The organism is Sinorhizobium psoraleae (assembly GCF_013283645.1).
GTDB lineage: Bacteria > Pseudomonadota > Alphaproteobacteria > Rhizobiales > Rhizobiaceae > Sinorhizobium > Sinorhizobium psoraleae.
Map to the genome: position 1 here is coordinate 373,958 of NZ_JABEKV010000004.1, position 18,312 is coordinate 392,269.

Sequence of the window (18,312 nt, forward strand, 5' to 3'; positions counted from 1 at the left end):
TTGTACAGAACCATTCGTGCAAAACAATTTGATTTTTTCGATGCACCGTTGGTGGCAAGGTCTGTCGCAAGGCAACAGTCATCAGAGAAGGAGCCTGATATGCCCATCATCAACATCACCGTCACCGGCCGGCCGGATCCGGATCGCTCCGCGGAACTCGCAGCGAAAGTGAGCGATCTCACCCAGGAGCATCTGCGCAAGGATCCGACCGTCACCGCCGTCGCGGTGACCTATGTCGATCCGCAGCACTGGTTCGCCGGGGGAAAGTCGATCGCGTCGCAGGAGACGAACAGTTTTTGGCTCGACATCAAGGTGGTCGACGGCACCAACACCAAGCAGGAATTGGCCGCTTACATCGAAGCCATCTTCGCTGTCTTCGAGACGCTTCTCGGAAAAGTCCATCCGGAGAGCTACGTGCTCGTTCACGAAGTTTCCGCCGCTGCCTATGGCTATGGCGGTAAGACGCAGGAATTCCGCTTCATCAGCGGCAAGCTCAAGTCGGCTGCATAAAGCAATTCCCTCCGGAATTGCTTAGCTTCAAAAAGAGTGGATCGGACGGCTGCGCATGCAGGAAGGGCGCCCGCGCGGGCGCCCTTCGTGACGTTCAATCGTCATTCCAGCCTATGCCGCCTGGCGGTCGGTGTGGCTCGTCGGGGTCACCATGGCGGCGATGATCGTCTGCAGGTCGATGGCGCCGATCGGCCGGCCGTCGGTGTCGACCACATGGGCCGTATTGACATGTGCGCCGGTCATCGTGCGCGCGGCGGTTTCGAGAACCGTGCCCGCCGCCAGCGGCAGGCCTTCCGGGTTGCCGGAGAGCGGCCGCATGATCGTCTCCACATGGACGACGCGGCCGCGGTTCACTTCCTTGACGAAGGCGGTGATGTAGTCGTCGGCCGGCGACAGCACGATTTCCTGGCCGGTGCCCTGCTGTACGACGCGGCCGTCGCGCAGGATCGCGATCTTGTCGCCGAGCCTCAGCGCCTCGTCGAGATCGTGGGTGATGAAGACGACGGTCTTCTTCAATTCCTTCTGGAGATCGAGCAGCACCGATTGCATGTCCACGCGGATCAGCGGGTCGAGTGCTGAATAGGCTTCGTCCATCAGCAGGATGTCGGCGTCGTTGGTGAGCGCCCGGGCGAGGCCCACGCGCTGCTGCATACCGCCCGAAAGCTGGTTGGGATAGTGGTTTTCAAATCCCTTGAGGCCGACACGCTCGATCCAGCCGAGCGCCCGCTTTTCGCTCTCGCGCCGCTCGACGCCCTGGATCTCGAGCCCGTAGATCGTGTTTTCGAGAACAGTGCGATGCGGCAGCAGCGCGAATTTCTGGAACACCATCGCCGTCTTGTGGCGGCGGAACTGGCGAAGATCGTTTTCGTTCATCTTGCAGACGTCGGTGCCGTCATAGAGCACCTCGCCCGCCGTCGGGTCGATCAGGCGGTTGATGTGGCGAATGAGCGTGGACTTGCCGGAGCCGGACAGGCCCATGACCACCGTGATGCAGCCGCCGGGCATCAGGATGTTGATGTCCTGCAGGCCCAGGACATGGCCGTGTTTCTCGTTGAGCTCGGCCTTGCCCATCCCTTTTTTGACGACATCGACATAGTCCTCGCCGCGCGGGCCGAAGATCTTGTAGAGGTTCTTTACCTCGATTGCGTGACTAGCCATGAATAACCTCCGAATGCTTCTGCAGCCGCCTGCCGAAGGCCTGGCTGGTACGATCGAAAATGATGGCGATGCCGACGAGGGCAAAGCCGTTTAGGAAACCGACGGTGAAGAACTGGTTGGCGATCGCCTGGAGCACGTTCTTGCCGAGTCCGCCGACCCCGATCATCGAGGCGACCACGACCATCGCCAGCGACATCATGATCGTCTGGTTGATGCCGGCCATGATGGTCGGCAGCGCCAGCGGCATCTGCACGTTCTTCAGTTTCTGCCAGGCGGAGGAGCCGAAGGCGTCGGCTGCCTCCAGCACTTCCTTGTCGACGAGCCGGATACCAAGATTGGTGAGCCGGATCATCGGTGGCACCGCATAGATGACGACGGCGATCAGCCCCGGCACCTTGCCGATGCCGAAGATCATCACCACCGGGATCAAATAGACGAAGCTCGGCATCGTCTGCATGACGTCGAGGGCCGGGTTGACGAAGGCCTGCACACGGTCGGAGCGGGCCATAAGGATCCCGATCGGGATGCCGATCACGATCGAGATCAGCGTACAGACGGTGACCATGGCGAGCGTGATCATCGTGTCGTTCCAGAGTCCGACGAGGCCGATCGCCACCATCGACAGCGCCGTGCCGATGGTAATCTTCACGTTGCGGCTACCGAAGTAGACGATGGCGACCATGATGATCAGCACGAAAATCCAGGGCGAACCGACGAAGGCCCGCTCCAGATAGTTCAGGAACCATTGAAGCGGCTGGACCACCGCGTCGATGGCATTGCCGTAGCTGCGCACAAACCCCTTGAATCCGTCGTCGACGCTCTTGCGCGCCATGCGAATAGTGCCATCGTCTATGGCAGGGAACTTGCAGAGCAGTTCCGGCAAGAAACTGCAGATAGCCATTTTTTCCCCTTCTTGGCCCGGAAGTCTTATGCCGCCGGCTGCGTCTTCGGAACGACCGCGTGCGGCACTCCAGCGCACACCTGCTTGTGACCTCTTATGTGTCCCGGCGTAAGAAATGTGACAGCGGAACAGCGGTTCCGCTCTACTGTTTGCGACGTCAGGAAAAACACTGTGCCGCTGTGAGCCTAATCAGGCGTGCAATGCCGAGGCACGGGCGGCGGCCGAAGCGGCTGCCGCCCACCTGCGTTGCCTCTGTCAGAGGGCCGCCTTGACCTTCTCGGCAACCTCGGGACTGACCCATTGCGTCCACATGTCCTGATAGTTTTCGAGGAAGTGCTTCGCGGCGTCCTCGTTGGTTCCCTGGTTCTGGTCCATCCACGCCAGAACCTTGTTCACCGTGCCGTTGTCCCATTTGCGGACTTTGACATAGTCCATTGCAACACCTGCCTTTTCGGCAAACGACTTCGTCACCACGGTGAACACGTCCGAGATTGGATAGGAATTGACCTTCGGGCTCGGGCAATCGGGAACGGCGGAGCAAGCGTCCCACTCCTTCTTGTCGTGCTCGACGCCGAAGGAGAGGCGGGTCATCTCGTATTTGCCGAGAATGGCAGTTGGCGCCCAATAGTAACCGAGCCAACCGGTCTTCTTCTCGAAGGCGTTCGCGATCGATCCGTCGAGGCCGGCGGCCGACCCGGTGTCGATGAGTTCGAAGCCGGCTTTATCCGCTTCGAGTGCCTTGTAGAGATTGGCCGTCGAGACCTGGCAGTTCCAGCCGGACGGGCAATTGTGGATCGCCGCCTTGGAGGGGTCTTCCGGCGCCGGGAACAGGTCGGGGTGCTTTAGCGCGTCCTGAACGGTCTTGATGTCCGGATGGGCGTCGGCCAGAAATTTGGGAATCCACCAACCCTCGACGCCGCCTTCGCTGAGGAGCGGTGCGGCCTGGATAAGGCGGCCTTCCTTGATCGCTGCGTCGAGCGGCGTGCGCACGGCGTTGACCCAGAGTTCCGGCGCCATGTCGGGTTGCGCCTTCTCGTTCATCGAGGCGAAGGTAGGCATCGTGTCGCCGGTGACGAGCTCCACAGTGCAACCGTATCCGTTTTCGAGGATGAACTTGTCCACGTGGGCAGCAACGCCCGCGGAGGCCCAGTTCATCTCGGCAATACTGACGTCGCCGCATTCCGCGGCTTGCGCCGAGCCCGCCACGGCGTACAGGCCCGCGGCGAGAAATGTGGACGCGAGAAATTTCTTCATCTTTGCAAGACCTCCCAGTCTTTGTGCAGCCAACGATCCAGGGTGCCGCAGGGTTACTGCTGTTCCGACACCAGACTTTATTCAGTGAGCAGCGCGAGGTTCGGCATCAGAAAGGCCAAAGTCATGCCCCGCTGCAGCAGTGTGGGAGTTCTTTCAAATCCTGACCGCGGAACCCTGTCGCCGGCCGGATCTCCTCTGCACCGCTGCGGCAAGCCTAGATATTCCCGAAGAGAAATCAACCTCTTCAATCGGAGGGCGGCGTCGAACGGCGTTGTCAGGCGCCTGTCCGCGCCGCTTGTCGCGCGCGCAATTTTTCGCCGTTGGCTGCGAATTTGAGCATTTACGACAACAATTGCCGCAAAATGCGGCCCGCAAGTCCGGGCCGTTTTCGAACATGGTTCAATCCGGACGTTTCCTGTCGCGATTGCGTCGCGGCATCGACCCGAAAATGTCGCGAAGAAAATTCAAAAAAAACCGCGATTCACCATTGATTAAGCCCTCAATAACCATCCGGTAACGATGTCAGGCTAATTGTTTGCCTGCGGCGGGCGACTGCCGCAGGTCCGGATCAGGTATTGCGTGCCGGACCTTAAACTTCCCGATCTGGCTTGTTGTGCGGACGGGCAGGGCGCTCTCGAGCCCGAAGAGAGTAGCGATTGCCGGCGTGTTGTGCCGGAGAGATCATGCGTTATGTTGACGGCCGCATCCCCTCGGCGGAGGTCGGGTGCGGCTTTCGTGTCGGGCCCGCTACCAAACCGACCAATAAAAAAGCCGCCCCGAGTGGAGCGGCTTGAATCGGGAAAGCGCCCGATTATCCGATACTATACGTACGGATGAAACCGAGCGGGCCGCGAGGCGCGTCCATCTCCACATTGCGCACGCGGGACTGGCTCAACGGCGCCTTGGAGTTCCAGGCGATCTGAACGAAGTTGGGTTTGCTGAAGACGAACAGCATGACTTTTCTACCTTGGGAGTCCGGGGCTTCGCCCGGGGTTGTTTCGATGCCGCTGATATAGGCGCGAGCGGGTGGAATTTAAATGCCAATGTCGCCATCGCATGTCGCAATTCCGCTAGTCCTGTCGCGATTTCGAACAACGTTCGTGAGTGGCCGAAACGGGCCGTGATCGCGAATGGCGAAATGAGGTTGAATCCCGTCGAAAACGGGCCTTTGCCGGCGATGGTTTCGATGTTACGGGAGGTCGCATGATACAGAAAATCATGCTGCAGGGGACCGGCTCGGATGTCGGAAAATCGGTATTGGTGGCTGGGCTCTGCCGGCTCGCCGCCAATCGCGGATTGAAGGTCAGGCCATTCAAGCCGCAGAATATGTCGAACAACGCCGCGGTTTCCGATGACGGCGGCGAGATCGGCCGGGCGCAATGGCTGCAATCGCTGGCCGCGCGGGTGCCGTCTTCTGTTCACATGAACCCGGTGCTTTTGAAGCCGCAGTCGGACGTCGGCAGCCAGATCATCCTCCAGGGCAGAGTGGCAGGCCAGGCGAAGGGCAGGGAATACCAGGCGCTAAAGCCGAAGCTGCTCGGCGCCGTTATGGAGAGTTTCGAACTGGTCTCCGCCGGGGCCGATCTCGTCATCGTCGAAGGCGCCGGGTCGCCAGCGGAAATTAACCTCAGGGCCGGCGACATCGCCAATATGGGCTTTGCCACGCGGGCGGGCGTGCCGGTGGTGCTTGTCGGCGACATCGACCGCGGCGGCGTCATCGCCTCGCTGGTCGGCACGCACGCGATCCTGCCGGAAGAGGACCGGCGCATGGTCGGCGGCTATCTCATCAACAAGTTCCGTGGTGACGTGACGCTTTTCGACGATGGCATTGCGGCCGTTCACCGCTTCACCGGCTGGCCCTGCTTCGGCGTCGTGCCCTGGCTGAAAAGTGCGGCCCGGCTGCCTGCCGAGGATTCGGTGGTGCTCGAAAAGCTCGCGCGCGGCGGCGGCAAGGCGCTGAAGGTCGCGGTGCCGGTGCTGTCGCGGATCGCCAATTTCGACGATCTCGATCCGCTGAGAGCAGAGCCGGAGGTCGACCTCGTTTTCGTTCGCCCCGGCACACCGCTTCCCGACGATGCCGGGCTCGTCGTCATCCCCGGGTCCAAATCGACGATTTCAGACCTCAAGGATTTTCGCGCCGAGGGCTGGGATCGCGACCTCGAACGCCACGTGCGGCGCGGCGGTCGGGTGATCGGAATTTGCGGTGGCTACCAGATGTTGGGTGCGCGCGTCACCGATCCGCTCGGCATCGAAGGCAGCGAACGCGAGATCGCCGGTCTCGGCCTGCTTTCCGTCGAAACCGAGATGGCGCCGGAAAAGACCGTGCGCAACAGCCGCGCCTGGTCGCTGGAGCACGACGTGGCGCTCGATGGCTACGAGATCCACCTCGGCAAGACTGCGGGCGCCGATTGCGATCGCGCGCCGGTTTCGATCGACGACCGCCGTGACGGGGCTATGTCCGCCGACGGCAAGGTGATGGGCACCTATCTGCACGGGCTCTTCGGCAGCGACGCCTATCGGACCGCGCTGCTCAGAAGCTTCGGCATCGAAGGCGGTGGAGGCAACTACCGCCAGTCCGTCGATGCGGCGCTCGACGATATCGCCGGTGAACTCGAAGCCGTGCTCGATCCCGCCTGGCTCGACCGGCTGCTCGGCGGCGAGTGCAAGACCGAATGAGGCCGTGGCGAAGCGCGGAAGCCACCGGCACCCGGCGCCCGGCGGTGCCAATTTGTTGCTTCTCCGGATTCCGCATTTAAGCTACGCTTAAAATGTTCTGGCCAGATGCCGCAGGAGCGGCTGCCCCCGTGGAACGGAAGCTCGCAGTGATCCTTGCCGCCGACGTCGCTGGTTACAGCCGGTTCGTCGCTGTCGACGAGGAAGGCGCGCTTGCGACGCTCAGCACTTACAACGCCACGATCGGCGATCTCGTCGCAGAGCATGGTGGGCGCATATTCGGATCGGCCGGCGACAGCGTCGGGGCGGAGTTCCACAGTGCCGTGCAGGCCGTGCGGGCCGCGGTCGCGATCCAGCGGGCGCTGCATCGCCGCAATGCCGATCTCAGTCCCGATCAGAGGATGGAGTTCCGCATCGGTCTCAACCTTGGCGATGTCGTCGTGGAAGGCGACAATCTTCTCGGCGACGGCGTCAACGTGGCGGCGCGGCTCCAGGAGGTCGCGCTGCCGGGCGGAATCTGCGTCTCGGGCACGCTTCATGATCAGATCGAGGGCAAGCTCGATTTCCCGATGGTCCATCTCGGCGACCGCAGCCTGAAGAACATCCCGCGTCCCGTGCCGGTCCACAGGGTCGACTGGCGTCGCGAGGATCCGGTTGAGGCCGGTGTGCTCGGCGGACCGCTCCACCTTCCCGACAAGCCCTCCATCGTCGTCCTTCCCTTCGTCAACATGTCCGGGGACCCGGAGCAGGAGTATTTTGCCGATGGGCTGACCGAGGACATCATCACCGCGCTTTCGCTTTATCGCTGGTTCTTCGTCATCGCGCGGAATTCCTCCTTCGCCTACAAGGGCCACGCCGTCGACGTGAAGCAGGTCGGCCGCGATCTCGGCGTGCGCTACATCGTCGAAGGCAGCGTGCGCCGCGCGGGCACGCGCCTGCGCGTGACCGGCCAGCTCATCGAGGCCGAGACGGGCGTCCATCTCTGGGCCCAGCGCTACGACCGCGAACTTGCGGATATCTTCGCCATCCAGGACGAACTCACCCAGAACGTCGTCGGCGCCATTGAGCCGGAAATCCTCATCGGCGAGAGCCGGCGCGCCTTGCTCAACTCCACCCATAATCTCGACGCCTATGAATGTCACATGCGCGGCACGTGGCTGCACAATGCCCAGGACACAGCCGAGCACTTCAAGGAAGCGATCGTCTGGCATCGGCGGGCGATCGCCCTCGATCCCGATTTCGGCCGCGCGCACATGATGCTTGCCCGCTCGCTCTATGCGCGCTGCTTCCACGGCTTCAGCGACGATGTCGACCGCGACAGCGCCGAACTCTACGCGGCTGCCGAGCGCGCCGTGGCGCTTGAGGAGCGCGACCCCTATTCGCACTATGCCGTGTGCCTTGCCCATTTCGCCGCACAGCGCGCGCCCGCGGCCGTCGAAGAGGCGCAGCGCGCGATCGACCTCAATCCGAACCTGGCGTTGGCGCATATGGCGCTCGGCTGGGCGCGGATATTCACCGGACATTTCGCCGAGGCACTCGATCCGCTCCACATGGCGCTGCGGCTCAGTCCGCATGACCCGCTGACATACCTGTTCCTCGACAGGATCGCCCTCGCTCACTATCACCTCGGGAACTACGAGGAAGCCCGGCATTATTCGGAGCGCGGCGTTTCGCTTCGCCGCGCTTATTTCAACCGGGTGGTGCTGCTTGCGAGCCTCGGCCAGCTTGCCCGTGAGGAGGAGGCGCGCGAACTCATCCCCGAGATCACCGCCAGCATTCCCGCCGACCTCGCCCACTACTGGCGGATACTCACGCCCTATGTCGAGCGGGAGCATTATGCGCATTTCATCGAGGGGCTGCGCAAGGCCGGCTTGCCGGTCATTGCTTAGGCTACTGTGCTGTCGGACGCGCCCTCAGACGTTCACCTGCAGTAGGTCGAACACGCGCTCGATAGCGCAGGGGATGGGGGCGATGATCGGTGTTTCGAAAAGCGGTTGCAATTGCTCGGCCGCCTGTCCGAGCGGGCCGCCACCGATGATGACGGCTTCGGCGCCGTCGATTTCGATGCAGGCGCGGACTGCCTCGGCAAGCGATTGCCTGAGCAGTGCTTCGTCGGCGGCGAGGGCGACAGGATCGCCAGCCGTGCAGCGGATGCCAGTATAGAGATGTGCGACGCCGAGGTCGCGGGCCCGATCTCCGATCGCCTCCAGGAGGTCCGGTGTCGTGGTGGCGACGCCGAACCGCCGCCGGGCACGCGAAGCTTCGATCATCGACGCTTCGCAGATTCCGACGACGGGAATGTCGACGCTTTCCCGAAGCGAAGCTAGTCCCGGATCGCCGAAGGCGCTGACGATGATGCCGAGGCAAGCGGGATCGTGTTTTGAGCCGATCTCGACGACCTCGGCGGCGGACGCCTTCAACTGCTCAGGGGTCACGATCATCGGGGGGGTGCGCTCAGCCGTGGCAATTGCCACGGCCAAGCGCCCGGTTGCAGCCTTGCGCGCGATGGAGACCATCATGTCGCTTGTCGCGCGCGAGCTGTTGGGGTTGATCAGGAGGATGTGCGAGGTCACGTTCTCAGTTCCACTCCGACGCGGACCTGCTGCTGGGCAGCCTTGGGCTGCTCCGCTTCGGCCGGTTGCTGAAGATCTTCCATCGACATGCCGTAGGTTTCCGGACCGAGCTGTATGCAGAAGGCGAAGACCGCATACATCGCCGCCGCCAGAGCGAAGACGCCGACCATGCCGTAGCTGTCGAACAGTGCGCCGGAAATCGTCGGCACGAAGGAGCCGGCCGCCGACCCTGTTGCGAGGATGAGGGCCACGCCGAAGGCGCGGATGCGCGTCGGGTAAAGCTCTGGCGCGTAGATCCAGATCGACGTGTTGAGCAGCAGGACAAAGAACTGGAAGATGGCGCCAAACAGCAGGACGAGGTAGATATTGGTGCCGAGATAGGCGATCGAGATCGCTGCCAGGCAGGCAAATACGGCGCCAAGCGTCAGCACTTTCTTGCGCGGGAAGTAATAGCCGAAGGTAGAGGCGGCGATGGCGCCGAGCACGCTGCCGCTCTGGATGATCATGCTGTAGAGCAGGCTTCCGGAGAGCGTATATCCCATCGAAACGAAAATGACCGGCATCAGCGTCAGCACGGAGAGCTGGGCGCCGTAGCTCATCAGGATCGCGATCGCCACCGGGATGGTCCGCCCAAGGAACGGAGCCCGGAAGAGTTCCTTCCAGTCGCTTTTCTGCGGAGCCTCGTCCTGGATGTGGTCTTTCGTCAGATATTCCTGGACGACGAGATTCCGGGGCCGAAGCGATCCGGAGGCAAGAATGGACAGGACCTTGTTTGCCTCGTTGATCTTGTTTTTCGATGCGAGGAAGCGCGGCGTCTCCGGGACAAAGCGACGGTAGAAGACGACGAGCAGCGCGGGCAGGGCAAGCGCGGCGAACAGCCAGCGCCAGCTGTTCTCGCCCGGGAACAGCGTAAAGATCAGCAGACCGAACGCCGGGGCGAGGAAATTGCCGAAGCCGCCGGCGCCGACATTGACGAGACCCGCCGCGGTGCCGCGGAATTTTGGTGAGCAGAATTCCGACAGCATCGTCACCGCAGTGGAGATCTCACCGCCGACGCCGAAGCCGACGATCGCGCGAGCGAAGCAGAGCGTCGCGAAATTCGGCGCGAGCGCGCAGGCGGCCGAACCGATGGTGAAAAGCAGAAGGTTGATCGTCAGCATCACCCGCCGGCCATACCGGTCGCCGAGTATGCCCGACAGCAACCGGCCGAGCGCGGCGCTGCCGAAGGTGATCGTGTTGAGAAAGCCGATATCGGTGCCGGTGAGCCCCCAATGCTCCTTCAGGATGGGGCCGGCGACGCCGATGGTATTCTGTTCGAAGCTGTCGAACAGGCAGCCAATCAGCACGAGAGCGAGGATTTGCTTGTGCGCTCCCGTCACACCGATTTTCGTGAAAGCCGATTCCAGTTGCCGTATAACCGGCGAGCTCCCGCCGGACTGCACCATATTTTCCGCTGCCATGGTTTGTTCCCCTTGTTGGCTAACAACGTGAAAACTCAGTTTCATAAGTCTACAGCATGAAACGAGGATTTCATAACGGATTTTGCCCGGTGGAAGGTGATTTGCATTTGCCGAACCGTAACAAAGACATACGGATGCTATGCGCTGCGATCATCTTCCTGGACACCAACGGGAAGGCAGGTTTCATGCCAATATTTGTGAAAATCGGATTTCACGTGGGAGATCAAGCATCTACCACCAGAACTTCGAAATTCTTGCGCGTGAAACTGCCGTTTCTTGTGATTAAATAATGTTCTGCAATTTCAGGCAGGTGCCCAAAGGGCGATCAGAGTTCTTCGAGCGCGTCGTTCAGCGCCTCGATGCCACGCAGGCGGTTTCGACCGGCGACGCCGGCGACCTCGATGCAGCGGGTCGTGAGCAGATGGCAGAGCGCCATGACCGAGACATGGTTGAAGAGCGGCCCCGGCGCCAGCGTCTGGCAGCGGAAATGCCACTCGGCCTGGCTGAGAAAAGGCACGCCTTCATCGGTGATGTACAGCAGCTTGGCGCCGGATTTCTCCACTTGTGCGAGCAGGCTATCCATCAGCGCGATGCGACGGCGCAAGCCGAAGACGATGATGACGTCGTCGTCCGAGAAGCTGACGAGATGTTCGCCCATCGTTTGCCCGCCGCCCGGAATGGCCGCGATGTTCTCGATGACCTGCGTCAACTGCCATTGAAGATAAGTGGCGAAGGAATGGCTGGCGCGAAAGCCGATGACCCAGACCTTGCGGGCCTTTAAGATTGCTTCCGACGCGGCGTTTATCTGGCTCTCCGCTATAGCGAGGAATGTCGCTTCGAGATTGGCGACGCCTTGCGCCACATGCGCGGCAACCGATTGTTCGCCGGCTGAATCGGTGGCAGTCGCCAGGAAAAGCCGCGATCCGGTTTGCTTGTCCGCGCGCGCGTGCCGGCGTGCCGCCTCGTAGTTCTCATAACCGAGGCGCTGGATGAAGCGCGAGACGGTGGCTTTCGACACATGCGCAAGTGCTGCGAGTTCCTGCGCCGAATAGCTGGCGATCTCGCCCGGAAAATCGCAGACGAAGTCGCCCAGGCGCCGCTCCGCCGGATGGAGCTCCGGCAGAACGTCGCGCACGCGGGTGAGAAAGGATCTTTCCTTGGCGTTCATCATTGATTCCATGAAATTCTCGTTTCATGGGAATGTCCGATTTCCACGCGTCCTTGGCAATAGCGACGCGGTGAAACTCGGCTTCCGGTTGTCGGTTATGGTTGCTGGCGTATTTCGGGGCGGCCCATGTCGCAGCCGGTCGATTGACTTTGCGGGTTCCGCTTCATAATTAACGATAAAGGATGGTTCCCCCGCGCCGGAGCGGAGCGGGGGAGTAAATGGGAATGTGACGGGGCGGACCCAAACCGGGCGCCCTTATCGCAGCCGACCCCGCGACTGTAGAACGGTCAGGGTTCGCCATCGGGTCTGTCACCTTTTCCTGACGCGCTGCATGGGGCAGTTTCGCGGGATTGGACTTTCAGGCCGGAAAAGCCACTGGCATGGCATCGTGATCAGCCGGGCTGGACGCCTCTTCTTCTACGAATCGTCCGCCTTTCACGATGCTGCATATGCCGGGAAGGCGAGGCGGACCCGTTCGGCTTTTTGGCGGCTTGTGTTCAGCAATCGTTGAACGCACGTTGCTTTGAAGCCGTGACGCCGTGAGCCAGGAGACCTGCCATCCGTCAGGGCATTCCGCCCGCAGGGGAGATCAATCCCCGATGCCAGCACGGAGGTTGTCGTGGCTTACAATTTGTCTTTTGAACGCGCGACAGGCGTGTTGTCCGCCCATTTCCGGTCGAAGCCGTCAGTGAACTGAGGCTGGCCGAATGTCCATTTCCAGTGCCGGGCCGATTCTCGTGCTTGGCGGCGCCCGCTCCGGCAAATCCTCTTTCGCGGAAAAGCTCGCCGAAGCCTCCGGGCTGCCGATGCATTACGTCGCGACCGGACGAGCCTGGGACGACGAGATGCGCGATCGCATCCGCCACCACCAGGACACGCGGCGCGGCAAGGGCTGGACGACCCATGAGGAGCCGGTCGACGTCGTGGGATTGCTTCGCCGCATCGACGATCCGGCAGGCGCGATCCTCGTCGATTGCCTGACGCTCTGGGTCACCAACCTGATGATGGAAGAGCGCGACATGGCGGCGGAATTCGCCGCGCTCGCCGCCTTCTTGCCCGAGGCGCGGGCGCGCCTCGTCTTCGTTTCCAATGAGGTCGGCCTTGGCATCGTTCCGGAAAACCGGATGGCGCGCGATTTCCGCGACCATGCCGGCCGCCTCCACCAGATCGTCGCGGAGAAATCCGCCGAAGTTTACTTTGTCGCGGCCGGACTGCCGCTGAAAATGAAGGGTTGATCCATGACACTCGCTAAGGCCCAGCAGGGCAAGATCCCGGCTACCGTCATCACCGGCTTCCTCGGCGCCGGCAAGACGACGATGATCCGCAATCTGCTGCAGAATGCAGACGGCAAGCGCATTGCGCTGATCATCAACGAGTTCGGCGATCTCGGCGTCGACGGCGATGTCCTCAAGGGCTGCGGCGCAGACGCCTGCTCCGAGGAAGACATCATAGAGCTCACCAATGGCTGCATCTGCTGCACCGTTGCGGATGATTTCATTCCGACCATGACGAAGCTGCTCGAACGCGAGAACCGGCCCGACCATATCGTCATCGAAACTTCGGGCCTTGCGCTGCCGCAGCCGCTGGTTGCCGCCTTCAACTGGCCGGATATCCGCAGCGAAGTGACGGTCGACGGCGTTGTGACCGTCGTCGATAGCGCCGCGGTTGCCGCCGGCCGCTTTGCGGACGACCACGACAAGGTCGATGCGTTGCGCGTCAACGACGACAATCTCGACCATGAGAGCCCGCTTGAAGAACTCTTCGAGGACCAGTTGACGGCCGCCGATCTCATCGTTCTCAACAAGACCGACCTGATCGACGCCTCGGGCCTGAAGTCGGTGCGCGACGAGGTGGCTTCCCGCATCAGCCGCAAGCCGACGATGATTGAGGCGAAGAACGGCGAGGTGGCCGCCGCCATCCTGCTCGGCCTCGGCGTCGGCACCGAAGGGGAGATCGCCAACCGCAAGTCGCATCACGAGATGGAGCATGAGGCCGGCGAAGAGCACGACCACGACGAGTTCGACAGCTTCGTCGTCGAGCTCGGCGCGATCGCCGATCCGGCCGCTTTCAACGACCGGCTGAAGAGCGTGATCGCGGAGCACGATGTGCTGCGCCTCAAGGGCTTCGCCGACGTCCCCGGAAAGCCCATGCGCCTCCTGATCCAGGCGGTCGGCAGCCGCATCGACCAGTATTACGACCGGGCCTGGGCGGCCGGCGAGGCACGCGGCACGCGCCTCGTCGTCATCGGCCTCCACGACATGGACGAGGCCGCCGTACGCGCCGCGATCTCGGCGCTGGTGTGATCGGGTAGAAAATGCATCTGCTTCTCGCCCAGAAAGGCACGATCGCCGATGGCAACGAGGCGATCGATCTCGGGCAAAGCCCGGCCGACGTCCTGTTCCTCTCGGCCGCCGACACCGAGCTTGCCTCGATTGCCGCGGCCTACGGGCGGCGGACGAGGGCGAGAACGCTGCGCATCGCCAGCCTGATGAACCTGATGCATCCGATGTCGGTCGACACCTATGTCGACCGTACGGCGCGGCATGCGAAGCTCATCGTTGTCCGCCCGCTCGGCGGCGCCAGCTATTTCCGCTACGTGCTCGAGGCACTGCACGCGGCAGCGGTGATGGGCAAGTTCCAGATCGCGGTGCTTCCCGGCGATGACAAGCCGGATCCAGGCCTCGACCCGTTTTCGACGGTGTCGGCGGAGGACCGGGAGCGCCTCTGGGCCTATTTCACCGAAGGCGGCGCCGACAATGCCGGCCTCTTCCTCGACTATGCCGAAGCACTGATTGCCGGTTGCGAGAAGCCGCAGCCGGCAAGGCCGCTTTTGAAAGCGGGCATCTGGTGGCCGGGCGAAGGGGTGATCGGTGTCGAGCGGTGGCGCGCGATTGCGGGGTTGCCGGGAACACCCCCCTCTGTCCTGCCGGACATCTCCCCCACAAGGGGGGAGATTGACCCGCGGGCGGCCCCCGTTTCACCGACTAATGGGCGGCCCTCCAACCCAGTAGCCGCCGAAACGCAGGCGGTTACCTCCGTGGTCTCCCCCCTTGTGGGGGAGATGTCCGGCAGGACAGAGGGGGGTACAGCGACCACGACGGAGGGGAATAAGGAAGCCGAACCCACCGTCGCCATCTGCTTCTACCGCGCCCTCGTGCAAAGCGGCGAAACCAAGCCCGTCGAAGCCTTGATCGAGGCGCTTGCGGCCGAAGGCATGCGGGCGCTGCCGGTCTTCGTCTCGAGCCTCAAGGATCAGGTGTCGATCGGTACGCTGCAGGCGATCTTCGCTGAATCCGCTCCGGACGTGGTGATGAACGCCACCGGCTTTGCCGTCTCCGCGCCCGGTGCCGATCGTCAGCCGACGGTGCTCGAATCGACCGGCGCGCCAGTCCTGCAGGTGATCTTTTCCGGTTCCTCGCGCGCCGCCTGGGAGGCCTCGGCGCAGGGGCTGATGGCGCGTGATCTCGGCATGAACGTCGCCCTGCCGGAGGTGGACGGCCGCATTCTCTCCCGCGCCGTCTCGTTCAAGGCGGCGTCTGTCTACGACCCGGCCGTGGAAGCGAACATCGTTGGGCACGAACCGCTTTTGGATCGCGTCCGCTTTGCCGCGCGGCTTGCCGCCAATTGGGCGCGGCTGCGCCGGGCAAAGCCCGAGGCACGCCGCATTGCCATCGTCATGGCCAATTACCCGAACCGCGACGGCCGCCTCGGCAACGGCGTCGGCCTCGATACGCCGGCCGGTACCATTGAAGTGCTGAAGGCGATGGCCGCGGAAGGCTATCCGGTCGATGACCTTCCCCAGGACGGCGATGCGCTGATACGTTTCCTCATGGCTGGGCCGACCAATGCGGCGAGCCGCGACCGCGAAATCCGCGAGGTCATTTCGCTCAATCAATACAAGGATTTTCTCGCCTCTCTTCCGAAGCAGATCCAGGACGAGGTGACGGCGCGCTGGGGCGAACCGGAAGCCGATCCCTTCTTTCTCGACGGCGCCTTCGCGCTGCCGCTCGCGCGCTTCGGCGACGTGCTTGTCGGCATCCAGCCGGCGCGCGGCTATAACATCGATCCGAAGGAAACCTATCATGCGCCGGACCTCGTGCCGCCGCACGGCTATCTCGCCTTTTATGCTTTCCTGCGACAGGTCGTCAAAGCCGACGCCATCATCCACATGGGCAAGCACGGCAATCTCGAATGGTTGCCGGGCAAGGCGCTGGCACTTTCGGAGAATTGCTATCCCGAGGCGGTGTTCGGCCCGACGCCGCATCTCTATCCCTTCATCGTCAACGATCCGGGCGAGGGTACGCAGGCGAAGCGCCGCACCAGCGCCGTCATCATAGATCATCTGACACCACCTTTGACGCGGGCGGAGTCCTATGGGCCGCTGAAGGACCTGGAAGCGCTGGTCGACGAATATTACGAGGCGGCAGGCGGCGACCCGCGGCGGCTTCGGCTCCTGAGCCGACAGATCCTCGACCTCGTCCGCGACATCGGACTCGATCATGATGCCGGCATCGAAAAGGCCGACAGCGACGACAAAGCGCTGGAAAAGCTCGACGCCTATCTCTGCGACTTGAAGGAAATGCAGATCCGCGACGGGCTGCACATCTTCGGCGTCGCGCCGGAAGGGCGTTTGCTGACCGACCTCACTGTGGCACTGGCGCGGGTGCCGCGCGGCTTGGGCGAGGGCGGTGACCAAAGCTTGCAGCGGGCGATCGCGGCGGATTTGGGATTGGGTGGTTCGGCGCGAATCCCCCCCTCTGTCCTGCCGGACATCTCCCCCACAAGGGGGGAGATCGGGGATGCGTCCGCTCTTACATCGGCGGCGCCGCAACGTGAGGCGAGCCCACCGGCTCGGCAACGCGATGCAAGTCTCGTGGCCCGGTCACCCCAGGCGGGTCTGACGGCAGAAGGTGCAGTTGTTAGCGATAGCGTAGACCAACCGCGTATTGGCGGCAGCGCCGGGGAACCGAACGGTCGCCACCTGCCAATCTCCCCCCTTGTGGGGGAGATGCCCGGCAGGGCAGAGGGGGGTGCGTCTCCACAGCCCCAACCTTTCGACCCCCTCGACTGCGTCATGTCCACCCCGTGGACTGGCCCGATGCCCGCGCTCCTCGCCTCTCTCTCGGATGCACCCTGGCGCACCGCCGGTGATACCGTCGAGCGTATCGAACTCCTCGCCGCGAAGCTGGTGTCCGGCGAGATCGCCTGTCCCGCTGACTGGCCAGCCACCCGTGCTGTCCTTGACGGGATCGACGCGCGACTGAAGCCCTCGATCGAGAATTCCGGTGAAGCGGAAATCAAAGGTCTGCTCACCGGGCTCGACGGCCGCTTCGTGGCACCCGGGCCGTCCGGCGCGCCGACGCGCGGCCGTCCGGACGTGCTGCCGACCGGCCGCAATTTCTATTCCGTCGACAGCCGCGCCGTACCGACGCCAGCGGCTTACGAGCTCGGCAAGAAATCTGCGGAATTGCTCATCCGCCGCTACCTCCAGGACCATGGTGAATGGCCGTCCTCATTCGGGCTCACTGCCTGGGGTACGTCCAACATGCGCACCGGCGGCGACGACATCGCCCAGGCGCTGGCGCTGATCGGCGCAAAGCCGGTCTGGGACATGGCCTCGCGCCGCGTCACTGGCTACGAGATCGTACCGCTGGCGGTGCTCGGTCGTCCGCGTGTCGATGTCACGCTCAGGATTTCCGGTTTCTTCCGCGACGCCTTCCCGGAGCAGATCGCACTGTTCGACAAGGCGATCCGCGCCGTTGGGGCCTTGGAAGAGGACGACGCCGACAACATGATCGCCGCGCGCATGCGTGCCGAGACGCGGCGACTCCAAGAGAAGGGCGTCGATCCGAAGGAAGCGGCGCGACGCGCCTCCTATCGCGTCTTCGGCGCCAAGCCGGGTGCTTACGGGGCCGGCCTGCAGGCGATGATCGACGAGAAGGGCTGGGACAAGCGCTCCGATCTCGCCGATGCCTATCTCACCTGGGGTGGCTATGCTTATGGCGCCGGCGAGGACGGCAAAGCGGAGCGCGGGCTTTTCGAAGAGCGGCTGCGGTCGATCGAGGCCGTCATCCAGAACCAGGACAATCGCGAGCACGACCTGCTCGACAGCGACGACTATTACCAGTTCGAGGGCGGCATGAGTGCTGCGGCGGAGCACCTTAGCGGTCAGCGCCGGGCGATCTATCACAACGATCATTCGCGCCCGGAAAAGCCGGTGATCCGCTCGCTGGAAGAGGAGATCGGCCGCGTCGTGCGCGCCCGTGTTGTCAATCCGAAATGGATCGACGGCGTCATGCGTCACGGCTACAAGGGCGCATTCGAGATCGCCGCGACGGTCGATTACATGTTCGCTTTCGCCGCGACCACCGGCGCTGTACGCGACCACCATTTCGAGGCCGCCTACCGCGCCTTCATCGCCGACGAAAAGGTCCTTGCCTTCCTGCAGGAAAAGAACCCGGCTGCGCTTGCCGAGATGGCGGAGCGTTTCCTGGAAACGATCGATCGCGGCCTGTGGAATCCGCGCTCCAACTCGGCGCGCTTTGAACTGAACAGCCTGTCCGCAGAGGCTGCCGCCCGTCGGCTGCGTACCGGAAACGAATAGGGAGAGATCAC

At 62.9% G+C, this 18,312-nt stretch carries 13 protein-coding genes; 7 read left to right on the forward strand and 6 right to left on the reverse strand.

Annotated elements, in window-relative coordinates; all coding sequences use genetic code 11:
- Positions 1-99: 99 nt before the first annotated feature.
- Positions 100-510 carry a tautomerase family protein gene (locus tag ILFOPFJJ_RS22800; protein ID WP_173512833.1) on the forward strand — a complete coding sequence of 137 codons (411 nt, stop codon included), beginning with the start codon at positions 100-102 and terminating at the stop codon, positions 508-510.
- Positions 511-621: 111 nt separating this feature from the next.
- Here ILFOPFJJ_RS22800 and ILFOPFJJ_RS22805 read toward each other — a convergent pair whose 3' ends face one another.
- The 3 genes from ILFOPFJJ_RS22805 to ILFOPFJJ_RS22815 all read right to left on the reverse strand — a co-directional run bounded on the left by ILFOPFJJ_RS22805 (position 622) and on the right by ILFOPFJJ_RS22815 (position 3,823).
- Positions 622-1,668, reverse strand: a complete 1,047-nt coding sequence (locus tag ILFOPFJJ_RS22805) for a quaternary amine ABC transporter ATP-binding protein (protein ID WP_173512834.1) — start codon at positions 1,666-1,668, stop codon at positions 622-624.
- Positions 1,661-2,569, reverse strand: coding sequence for an ABC transporter permease (locus ILFOPFJJ_RS22810; protein WP_173512835.1), 909 nt, complete (start codon positions 2,567-2,569; stop codon positions 1,661-1,663). The genes ILFOPFJJ_RS22805 and ILFOPFJJ_RS22810 overlap by 8 nt, the downstream gene beginning before the upstream one ends.
- A gap of 255 nt (positions 2,570-2,824) precedes the next feature.
- Positions 2,825-3,823 carry an ABC transporter substrate-binding protein gene (locus tag ILFOPFJJ_RS22815; RefSeq protein WP_173512836.1) on the reverse strand — a complete coding sequence of 333 codons (999 nt, stop codon included), beginning with the start codon at positions 3,821-3,823 and terminating at the stop codon, positions 2,825-2,827.
- A gap of 139 nt (positions 3,824-3,962) precedes the next feature.
- On the opposite strand from ILFOPFJJ_RS22815, the gene ILFOPFJJ_RS22820 reads away from it, so the two are divergent.
- The 3 genes from ILFOPFJJ_RS22820 to ILFOPFJJ_RS22830 all read left to right on the forward strand — a co-directional run bounded on the left by ILFOPFJJ_RS22820 (position 3,963) and on the right by ILFOPFJJ_RS22830 (position 8,385).
- Positions 3,963-4,340, forward strand: a complete 378-nt coding sequence (locus ILFOPFJJ_RS22820; RefSeq protein WP_173512837.1) for a hypothetical protein — start codon at positions 3,963-3,965, stop codon at positions 4,338-4,340.
- Positions 4,341-5,026: 686 nt separating this feature from the next.
- Positions 5,027-6,499 (forward strand): cobyric acid synthase, encoded by a 1,473-nt coding sequence (locus ILFOPFJJ_RS22825; protein ID WP_173512838.1) that lies wholly within the window; start codon positions 5,027-5,029, stop codon positions 6,497-6,499.
- A gap of 128 nt (positions 6,500-6,627) precedes the next feature.
- Positions 6,628-8,385 (forward strand): adenylate/guanylate cyclase domain-containing protein, encoded by a 1,758-nt coding sequence (locus ILFOPFJJ_RS22830; RefSeq protein WP_173512839.1) that lies wholly within the window; start codon positions 6,628-6,630, stop codon positions 8,383-8,385.
- Positions 8,386-8,409: 24 nt separating this feature from the next.
- Here ILFOPFJJ_RS22830 and ILFOPFJJ_RS22835 read toward each other — a convergent pair whose 3' ends face one another.
- From ILFOPFJJ_RS22835 to ILFOPFJJ_RS22845, 3 genes are all read right to left on the reverse strand, one after another.
- Positions 8,410-9,069 carry an aspartate/glutamate racemase family protein gene (locus ILFOPFJJ_RS22835; protein WP_173512840.1) on the reverse strand — a complete coding sequence of 220 codons (660 nt, stop codon included), beginning with the start codon at positions 9,067-9,069 and terminating at the stop codon, positions 8,410-8,412.
- Positions 9,066-10,529 (reverse strand): MFS transporter, encoded by a 1,464-nt coding sequence (locus ILFOPFJJ_RS22840; protein WP_173512841.1) that lies wholly within the window; start codon positions 10,527-10,529, stop codon positions 9,066-9,068. The genes ILFOPFJJ_RS22835 and ILFOPFJJ_RS22840 overlap by 4 nt, the downstream gene beginning before the upstream one ends.
- 325 nt (positions 10,530-10,854) lie before the next feature.
- The gene (locus ILFOPFJJ_RS22845; RefSeq protein ID WP_173513327.1) at positions 10,855-11,697 is read right to left on the reverse strand and encodes a MurR/RpiR family transcriptional regulator; all 843 of its coding nucleotides are present in this window, start codon (positions 11,695-11,697) and stop codon (positions 10,855-10,857) included.
- Between the two features lie 707 nt (positions 11,698-12,404).
- On the opposite strand from ILFOPFJJ_RS22845, the gene cobU reads away from it, so the two are divergent.
- From cobU to cobN, 3 genes are read left to right on the forward strand one after another with little or no spacing between them, the layout of a single operon-like run.
- Positions 12,405-12,932 carry a bifunctional adenosylcobinamide kinase/adenosylcobinamide-phosphate guanylyltransferase gene (gene cobU, locus ILFOPFJJ_RS22850; protein WP_173512842.1) on the forward strand — a complete coding sequence of 176 codons (528 nt, stop codon included), beginning with the start codon at positions 12,405-12,407 and terminating at the stop codon, positions 12,930-12,932.
- Positions 12,933-12,935: 3 nt separating this feature from the next.
- Positions 12,936-14,000 (forward strand): cobalamin biosynthesis protein CobW, encoded by a 1,065-nt coding sequence (cobW, locus tag ILFOPFJJ_RS22855; protein ID WP_173512843.1) that lies wholly within the window; start codon positions 12,936-12,938, stop codon positions 13,998-14,000.
- 11 nt (positions 14,001-14,011) lie between these two features.
- Positions 14,012-18,301, forward strand: a complete 4,290-nt coding sequence (gene cobN, locus ILFOPFJJ_RS22860; RefSeq protein WP_173512844.1) for a cobaltochelatase subunit CobN — start codon at positions 14,012-14,014, stop codon at positions 18,299-18,301.
- Positions 18,302-18,312 lie beyond the last annotated feature (11 nt).

Coding starts and splice junctions, on each gene's coding strand:
- ILFOPFJJ_RS22800 (WP_173512833.1), top strand. CDS start 100: ATGCCCATCATCAACATCACCGTCACCGGCCGGCCGGATCCGGATCGC.
- ILFOPFJJ_RS22805 (WP_173512834.1), bottom strand. CDS start 1,668: ATGGCTAGTCACGCAATCGAGGTAAAGAACCTCTACAAGATCTTCGGC.
- ILFOPFJJ_RS22810 (WP_173512835.1), bottom strand. CDS start 2,569: ATGGCTATCTGCAGTTTCTTGCCGGAACTGCTCTGCAAGTTCCCTGCC.
- ILFOPFJJ_RS22815 (WP_173512836.1), bottom strand. CDS start 3,823: ATGAAGAAATTTCTCGCGTCCACATTTCTCGCCGCGGGCCTGTACGCC.
- ILFOPFJJ_RS22825 (WP_173512838.1), top strand. CDS start 5,027: ATGATACAGAAAATCATGCTGCAGGGGACCGGCTCGGATGTCGGAAAA.
- ILFOPFJJ_RS22840 (WP_173512841.1), bottom strand. CDS start 10,529: ATGGCAGCGGAAAATATGGTGCAGTCCGGCGGGAGCTCGCCGGTTATA.
- ILFOPFJJ_RS22845 (WP_173513327.1), bottom strand. CDS start 11,697: ATGAACGCCAAGGAAAGATCCTTTCTCACCCGCGTGCGCGACGTTCTG.
- cobU (WP_173512842.1), top strand. CDS start 12,405: ATGTCCATTTCCAGTGCCGGGCCGATTCTCGTGCTTGGCGGCGCCCGC.
- cobW (WP_173512843.1), top strand. CDS start 12,936: ATGACACTCGCTAAGGCCCAGCAGGGCAAGATCCCGGCTACCGTCATC.
- cobN (WP_173512844.1), top strand. CDS start 14,012: ATGCATCTGCTTCTCGCCCAGAAAGGCACGATCGCCGATGGCAACGAG.